The 5,203-nt window shown below is 69.6% G+C and carries 6 protein-coding genes; all 6 read right to left on the bottom strand.

The features are described 5' to 3' along the window. Positions 1-82: 82 nt before the first annotated feature. On the bottom strand, positions 83-1,597 hold the full coding sequence (locus JWP65_RS14955; RefSeq protein WP_299765102.1) for a DegQ family serine endoprotease: 1,515 nt from the start codon (positions 1,595-1,597) through the stop codon (positions 83-85). 127 nt (positions 1,598-1,724) lie between these two features. Then, positions 1,725-2,735: a MucB/RseB C-terminal domain-containing protein gene (locus JWP65_RS14950; RefSeq protein ID WP_299765100.1), complete on the bottom strand. Its 1,011-nt coding sequence runs from the start codon at positions 2,733-2,735 to the stop codon at positions 1,725-1,727. A gap of 8 nt (positions 2,736-2,743) precedes the next feature. Continuing rightward, positions 2,744-3,322 (bottom strand): sigma-E factor negative regulatory protein, encoded by a 579-nt coding sequence (locus tag JWP65_RS14945; RefSeq protein ID WP_299765098.1) that lies wholly within the window; start codon positions 3,320-3,322, stop codon positions 2,744-2,746. A gap of 41 nt (positions 3,323-3,363) precedes the next feature. Further along, positions 3,364-4,002, bottom strand: a complete 639-nt coding sequence (gene rpoE, locus JWP65_RS14940) for an RNA polymerase sigma factor RpoE (protein ID WP_299765096.1) — start codon at positions 4,000-4,002, stop codon at positions 3,364-3,366. 2 nt (positions 4,003-4,004) lie between these two features. Further along, positions 4,005-4,463 (bottom strand): hypothetical protein, encoded by a 459-nt coding sequence (locus JWP65_RS14935; protein WP_299765094.1) that lies wholly within the window; start codon positions 4,461-4,463, stop codon positions 4,005-4,007. 32 nt (positions 4,464-4,495) lie between these two features. Next, the coding region (locus tag JWP65_RS14930; RefSeq protein ID WP_299765092.1) for a beta-ketoacyl-ACP synthase II at positions 4,496-5,203 on the bottom strand (708 nt) is incomplete at its 5' end.

Genomic DNA, 5,203 nt, shown 5'->3' with positions numbered 1-5,203 from the left:
CGGCACCCGCCGCTTCCCCATTCTTGACAGGAAAGCCCTGAGCCCCAGTACGGGTTCAGGTCTTTTGCTGCCAGGCTGGCGCTCAGCGGGCCGGTCGCAGCAGGAGATAGGTGGCCAGTTCGCCGCGGCGCAGGAGCACCGGCACGGCCTTGCTGCGATCGATCTTGGCGACCGTGGCGTCGAAGTCCTTGACCGACGCGACCTCCGTATTGCCAATGGCGACGATGACATCGCCCTCGCGGATGCCCGAGCGCTGCGCCAGGTCGGCGACGGCATCGACCTTGACCCCGCCCTTGATCTTCAGATCCTTCTTCTGCGCGTCAGTCAGTTCGCTGACCACCAGGCCCAGCGACTGCGCCGCAGCCGAGGCCTTGGGCCGGTCGTCCGGCGCCTGTGCCTTGCGCACCGGCGGCTTCTCGGGCTCGAACTCGGCGATCTGCACGCCCAGGTCCCTGGAGCCGCCGCGGCGGAACACGGTGAGCGTCGAGCGCGTGCCCGGCTTCGTGTTGCCCACCAGCCGCGGCAGGTCGGTTGCCTTGTCGATCGCCTGCCCGTTGAACTTGGTGATGATGTCGCCGGCCTCGATGCCGGCCTTGTCGGCCGGCGAGCCCGCCTCGACGCTGCGCACCAGCGCGCCCTGCGGCTTGCCCAGGCCGATGGACTCGGCCACGTCCTTGGTCACCTGGTCGATCTGCACGCCGATGCGCCCGCGCGAGACGCGGCCCGAGGTTCGCAGCTGCTCGGCAACCCGGACCGCCTCGTCCATCGGGATCGCGAACGAGATGCCCATGAAGCCGCCCGAGCGCGAGTAGATCTGGCTGTTGATGCCGATCACCTCGCCGCGCATGTTGATCAGCGGGCCGCCGGAGTTGCCCGGGTTGATCGCCACGTCGGTCTGGATGAAGGGCAGGTAGTCGCCGGTGTCGCGCCCCTTGGCGCTGACGATGCCGGCGGTCACCGTGTTGTCGAGGCCGAACGGCGAGCCGATGGCCATCACCCATTCGCCCACCTTCAGCTTGGAGACGTCGCCAACCTTCACGGCCGGCAAGCCCGTCGCCTCGATCTTGACGACCGCGACGTCGGTGCGCTTGTCGGCACCCACGATTCTGGCCTTGAACTCGCGCTTGTCGGTCAGCGTGACGATCACCTCGTCAGCGCCCTCGACCACGTGCGCATTGGTCATCACGAAGCCGTCCGCGGTCAGGATGAAGCCGGAGCCGACGCCGCGCGGGGTTTCCTCTTCACCGCCGCCGCGCGGGCTGGGGCGCGGGCTGCGCGGCGCGTTGGGCCCGCCCGGGGCGCCCGGCATCGGCACGCCGAAGAAACGCCGGAAGAACTCCTGCATCTCCTCGTCCATCGGGGCGCCGCCAGGGCCGGTTTGCGGGCCCGCCGCCGTGCGGGAGCGCTCCGTGGTCCGGATGTTGACGACGGCCGGGCCGACCTGGTCGACCAGGTCGGTGAAGTCGGGCAGCGAGCGCGGCTGCGGCGCCGACTGCGCTACCACCGGCTTGGCCGGCATCAGGGCGACCGTCGCAGTCACCGCCAGGGCCATCGCCAAGGCATAGCTGCGCACCTTCTTCCAATCCATGCGGAACATACAGACCTCTCCAGAAAGGGTCGGGGAAAACAGATGAGACTACGCTGCGGCGTGTTGGTTCAGCGCCAGTGAACGACGCATCCCGCGACCGTGCGGCGCCAGCCCGGCTGATGGTTCAGATGCGGACTCAACGCCGCCGCTCAAGGCTCGAACCGAAAGCTTTGAGCGTCTGCGGCGGCACTTCGCCCACCGCCGTCAGCCACCAGTCCTGCACGCGCTGCGCCATGGTGTGGGTGGCGCCGCTGGCGAACACGCCTTCCTGCGTGTGGCGCTTGGCGTCGTACTCCTCGACGAACAGCGAGACCGAGGCCAGACCATCCGAGAAGATCCATTGCAGCACGCCCTCGGCCGGCCGCTTGTAGCAGCTCATGGGCTTGAAGCCGGCCACCGGTGCGCGTAAGGTCCAGCCCTCGGTCAGCGGCGTGGTCTTGACGGCGTCGCTCTTCTCCACCCGCCAGCCGGCGGGCACCTGCATCATCTGCGCCAGCTTGTCCATGCGCACCGGGGCATCGAGCTGCAGCTCGGAAAAGGCGGCGTCCTCGAGCACCGTGCCGTCGGCGGCCAGCGTCTGCAGCTTGACCACCAGGCCGCTTTTCTTCTCGCTCCAGATCCGGTAGCCAAAGCGCAGGTCGTCCTTGGGCGCGATGTGGACCACGTCGGCGTCGAAGCCGGCCACGCGGTCGCTGCCGACCTGGCGGGCGGAATAGAACTCGGGGATCGCGGTCTCGGCGGGCTTGAGCAGCTCGGGAAACAGGCCGAGCGACTCGCGCCGCTCGCGCCGCACGGTGCGCGTCTCCGGGTGGAACGTCAGCACCTCGTCGTCGCGACGGAAGGTCGAACGCGGCGCGCCCGTCAGCGACTCGACCCGCTCCATCTGGCGCTGGCCGTCGCAGGCATGCCAGATCCTGGCGCTGGACATGGCGCCGGTGCCGGACGAGACCACGAAAGTGCCGATGTAGCTGCGCTGGCGCGAGGCGTCGTGCATGCGCAGCAGCCACTCGCTCACCGTGCGCTCCCTGCCGTCGGCGCGGGATGCGGCAGCGCCCTGCCCGAGCGCCAGGCCCATGGCGCCGGCAGCCCACAAGGCCACCAGGCCCTGGGCGAATCGGACGCGGCTGCGTGCGGACAAACGGGCCATGTCGCGCCCTAGCGGGCCGGCCCTTCGAAGGTCGCGTTGCGCAGGAACCCCGAGGGCGTTTGCAAGGCGGTCGCACCGCCGAGCTGGCGGTGGGCCTGCAGCAGCTGGTCCAGGCGCGGATCGCGGATCATGAGCGGCGTGCGCTGGGCGGCGACCGGGAGCACCGACGACGGCGCCGCGGCGAGCTGCGGCGAGCCGGCCGGAGCGACGGCGCCGAACATGTTCCAGCCGACGGCGGCCACCGCCGCAACCGAGGCGAAGCCCGCCACCAGCTTCCAGCGGCCTTCGTTGGCGGCCTGGGCCCGAGGCGGCCGGACCACGATCGCCGGCACCGCCGGCATGCTGCGCGGCACCGCGGCCTCTTGCGCCAGCCGCACCTGCAGCCGGACCAGAAAGGCCTCCGGCGAGCTGCGCCCGACGGGCGCGTGGCCCGAGCGCAGCACTTCGCCGATCACCTGGTAGGCGTCCCAGCTGGCGCGGCCGTCCACCGTGGCCGCAGCCGCGGTCACGCCCAGCGCCATGTCGGCGCCGCGCAGCTGCCCGTCGGCCAGCGCCGAAATCATCTCGTGCTTGTCCATCTTGTCCATTGCCTTCACCTTGCCGCCCATCCCTTGCACCCTGCCCCGCCCTACCACCGCTTGCCCGACTGGTTTTCCAGCATGGGTCTGACTTTGGCCGAAATCGCCTCGCGCGCCCGGAAAATCCGCGATCGCACCGTGCCAATCGGGCAATTCATCACTTCCGCGATCTCTTCGTAGCTCAGGCCTTCGATCTCGCGCAGCGTGACAGCCTGCCGCAATTCGTCCGGCAACGCCTCCATGGCCGCGTTCACCGTGGCCGCGATTTCCTTCGCGGCGAGCACCGTTTCCGGCGTCTCGGAGGTGGTTAGTTCGTTCTCGACGCCGGAAGTTTCGTCGTCATCGTCACCTCCTTTGAGGGAACTTTCGGAAACCACCGGATCGCGACGCATGTCGACCAAGGCTTTTTTCGCGGTGTTGACGGCAATGCGGTACAGCCAGGTGTAGAACTGGGCTTCGCCGCGGAACTGGGCCAGCGCCCGGTAGGCCCGGATGAAGGTCTCCTGGGCGATGTCTTCCACCAGGTCGGAGTCGCGCACCATCCGCCCGATCAGCCGCTCGATGCGGCGCCGGTACTTGATCACCAGCAGCTCGAACGCCTTCTGGTCGCCCGCGACCGTGCGCTCCACCAGCTGGAGGTCGGTGTCGGACGGGGAAGGAGGGGGAGCGGCGGGAGGCGTCTTGGTCATCGTCAGGCCACCGGCGGCGGTGCCCCATGCGGTGCGTGGGTGCCGGGGCGCGAATATACCGCACGGCGCAGCGCATCCCAGTGGTCGGCCGCGGCCAGGCGCTCCGCCGTCAGCCAGCGCACGGCCCCGCCGTCGGCCGCCCACCGCAGCAGCAGGCGTGACTGCAGATCCAGCGCCACTTCGGGGTGGCCGCCTTCGGTGGCGCCCTGCGCCGGTGTCCAGAGCCAGCCGCCGCCGTCCCAGGCCAGCGTGCCGGCCGGCGAACGCAGCCAGGCCGCGCCGGCCAGCATGCCGCAGGCGGCGACGCCGCCCCAGGCCAGCGCCTGCCGCCAGCCGGGTTCATCCGCGGACAGCGTCCAGGCGACCGCGCCGGCCAGCGCCGCCAGCCAGGCCAGCGCGATGGCGACCAGCGCGAAACGGCTGCGCCCCACCGGATAACTTGCCGATGGGGCTGCGTGCATGCCGGGGAAAGAAACGGACGCCGAGCGGACGCTCAGATCCGCTTGAACACCAGCGAGCCGTTGGTGCCGCCGAAGCCGAAGTTGTTCTTCAGCGCGACGTCGATCTTCATGTCGCGTGCGGTGTTCGCGCAGTAGTCCAGGTCGCACTCGGGGTCCTGGTTGAAGATGTTGATCGTGGGTGGGCTCTTCTGGTGGTGAATCGCCAGCACGGTGAAGACCGATTCAATGCCGCCGGCGCCGCCCAGCAGGTGGCCTGTCATCGACTTGGTGGAATTGACCACCAGCTTCTTCGCCGATTCGCCAAAGGCGGCCTTGATGGCATTGGTCTCGTTCAGGTCACCCAGCGGCGTGGACGTTCCGTGCGCGTTGAGGTAGTTCACCTGGTCGGCGTTCACGCCGGCGTCGCGCAGGGCCGACACCATGGAACGGCGCGGGCCGTCGATGTCGGGCGCGGTCATGTGGAAGGCATCGGCGCTCATGCCGAAACCGGCGACTTCCGCGTAGATCCTGGCGCCGCGCGCCTTGGCATGCTCGTATTCCTCGAGCACCAGCACACCCGCGCCTTCGCCCATCACGAATCCGTCGCGGTCGCGGTCATAGGGCCGCGATGCCTTTTCCGGGGTGTCGTTGAAGTTGGTCGACAGCGCGCGCGCCTGCGCGAACCCGGCGATCCCGAGCGGGCAGACGGTGCCCTCGGCGCCGCCCGCGAGCATGACGTCGGCGTCGTCCATCGCGATCAT

Origin of the sequence: Ramlibacter sp., from assembly GCF_028292805.1 — a bacterium.
GTDB lineage: Bacteria > Pseudomonadota > Gammaproteobacteria > Burkholderiales > Burkholderiaceae_C > Ramlibacter.
This window is presented reverse-complemented; position numbering and strand designations above follow the sequence as displayed.

Coding starts and splice junctions, on each gene's coding strand:
- JWP65_RS14950 (WP_299765100.1), bottom strand. CDS start 2,735: ATGGCCCGTTTGTCCGCACGCAGCCGCGTCCGATTCGCCCAGGGCCTG.
- JWP65_RS14945 (WP_299765098.1), bottom strand. CDS start 3,322: ATGGACAAGATGGACAAGCACGAGATGATTTCGGCGCTGGCCGACGGG.
- rpoE (WP_299765096.1), bottom strand. CDS start 4,002: ATGACCAAGACGCCTCCCGCCGCTCCCCCTCCTTCCCCGTCCGACACC.
- JWP65_RS14935 (WP_299765094.1), bottom strand. CDS start 4,463: ATGCACGCAGCCCCATCGGCAAGTTATCCGGTGGGGCGCAGCCGTTTC.
- JWP65_RS14955 (WP_299765102.1), bottom strand. CDS start 1,597: ATGTTCCGCATGGATTGGAAGAAGGTGCGCAGCTATGCCTTGGCGATG.